Raw genomic sequence first — 1,824 nt, 5'->3', positions numbered from 1 at the left:
AGTCGATGTGTGGGCCTATTCCGGGTACTCGGCAGACGCGCTGGACGTGTATTACGCGGCGGACGCGAGCAACCCGAGCTGGACCCTCATCACCACCCTGGTTCCGACCGGGCCCGGCGCGCAGACGATGCGGGCGAACTACACGCTGCCGGCGGGGGGGAGCACCCAGGCGGTGCGCGCGGCGTTCCGCTATGGGGGCTCCGCCTCTCCTTGCACGACGGATACCTATGACGACCGGGACGACCTGGCCTTCGCGGTGGAGGCCGCTGTTCCAAGCCAGAAGGCCAAACGGCTGGTGGGAGGGGGGTTTCACAGCCTGTTGCTGCGCGAGGATGGGACTGTCTGGGCCTGGGGAAACAACAGCTATGGGCAGCTCGGGGATGGGACGACCACTGTGCGCACCCTGCCGGTGCGGGTGGTGGGGCTTGATAACGTGAAGCACATCGCCGCGGGCCGGACGCATTCGCTGGCCTTGAAGAACGACGGCACCGTGTGGGCCTGGGGCTTCAATGGCTACGGCCAGCTCGGGGATGGCACGCTCACGAACAGGAACACGCCGGTGCAGGTGCTGGGGCTCTCGGGCGTGGTGACCATCAACTCTGGCGAATGGCATTCGCTGGCGGTGATGAGCGATGGCTCGCTGCGCGCCTGGGGCGACAACGGCGCCGGCCAGCTCGGGGATGGCACCTACACGAACAGAAGCACGCCGGTACAGGTGTCGGGACTGACGGGAGTGCTGATCACTGCCTTGGGCTCGTCTCATTCGCTGGCCATGAAGCAGGATGGCACCGTGTGGGCCTGGGGTAACAACGACAACGGCCAGCTCGGGGACGGCACCACCCTTCGGCGCGCCACGCCGGTGCGGGTGGTGGGGCTCTCGGGCTGCCTTGCCCTCGCGGGTGGCATCGTCCAGTCGCTGGCGGTGAAGCAGGATGGCACCGCGTGGGCCTGGGGCCACAACAGCGCCGGCCAGCTCGGGGACGGCACTTCCATCGACCGCCTCACGCCGGTGCAGGTCTCGGGATTGTCGGGCGTGAGTGCCGTCTCCGCGGGGGCCCACCATGCGCTGGCCATGAAGCTGGATGGCACCGTGTGGGCCTGGGGCTTCAATGGCATGGGCCAGCTTGGGGACGGTACCACCACCAACCGCCACTCACCGGTGCAGGTCCAGGGACTTTCGCAGGTGGGGTCCATCTCGGGTGGAACCAACGTGCACTCCCTGGCCCTCAAGCAGGACGGTTCCTCCTGGGCCTGGGGTTACAATGGCTACGGCCAGCTCGGCGATGGCACCACCACCGATCGCTACTCCCCCGTGAGCGTGCTCCTCCCGCTCACTTCCAGCCTCAGCTACAACTACAGCGCCACCAACACCAACAGCGCCCAGCAGAACACCGTCAACAAGACCTTCACCCTGAACGCGGGGGACAAGCTGGAGGTGGGCACCTGCAACCTGGCCGGGGCCTCGGCTTCAGGAGATACCTACCTGCGCCTGTACGGCATCAGCGGCACCGAGGTGGCCTACAACGATGACAACTGTGGCGGCGTCGCCTCCTACATCCAGTACACCGCCCCCACCACGGGGAGCTACGAGGTGCGCGCGGGCTGCTACTCCAACAACAGCTGCGGCGGCACCGTGGCCTACAAGGTGACTCGGGGCAGCTGAGCCCCCGGGACCCTGCCGGGTTGTCGTGCTGAAACGACGAAGCCCGGCACGCGGGGCGAAGTTGCCCCCGGGCGTGCCGGGCCGTGTCGCGGTGTCGCCCCTCTCGGGGCGTCAGTCAGGCCTCAGGCCTTCATCTCCATGCGCGGAGGCGGCTCGCCGGA

1 protein-coding gene is annotated in these 1,824 nt (G+C 67.8%); it reads left to right on the top strand.

Features of this window, described 5'->3' with window-relative positions:
- Positions 1-1,663: RCC1 domain-containing protein (locus tag VF697_RS39430; protein ID WP_414641440.1), on the top strand; the 1,663-nt coding region annotated here is incomplete at its 5' end.
- Positions 1,664-1,824: the final 161 nt, after the last annotated feature.

This window comes from Archangium sp. (assembly GCF_036388035.1).
GTDB lineage: Bacteria > Myxococcota > Myxococcia > Myxococcales > Myxococcaceae > Archangium.
This window is presented reverse-complemented; position numbering and strand designations above follow the sequence as displayed.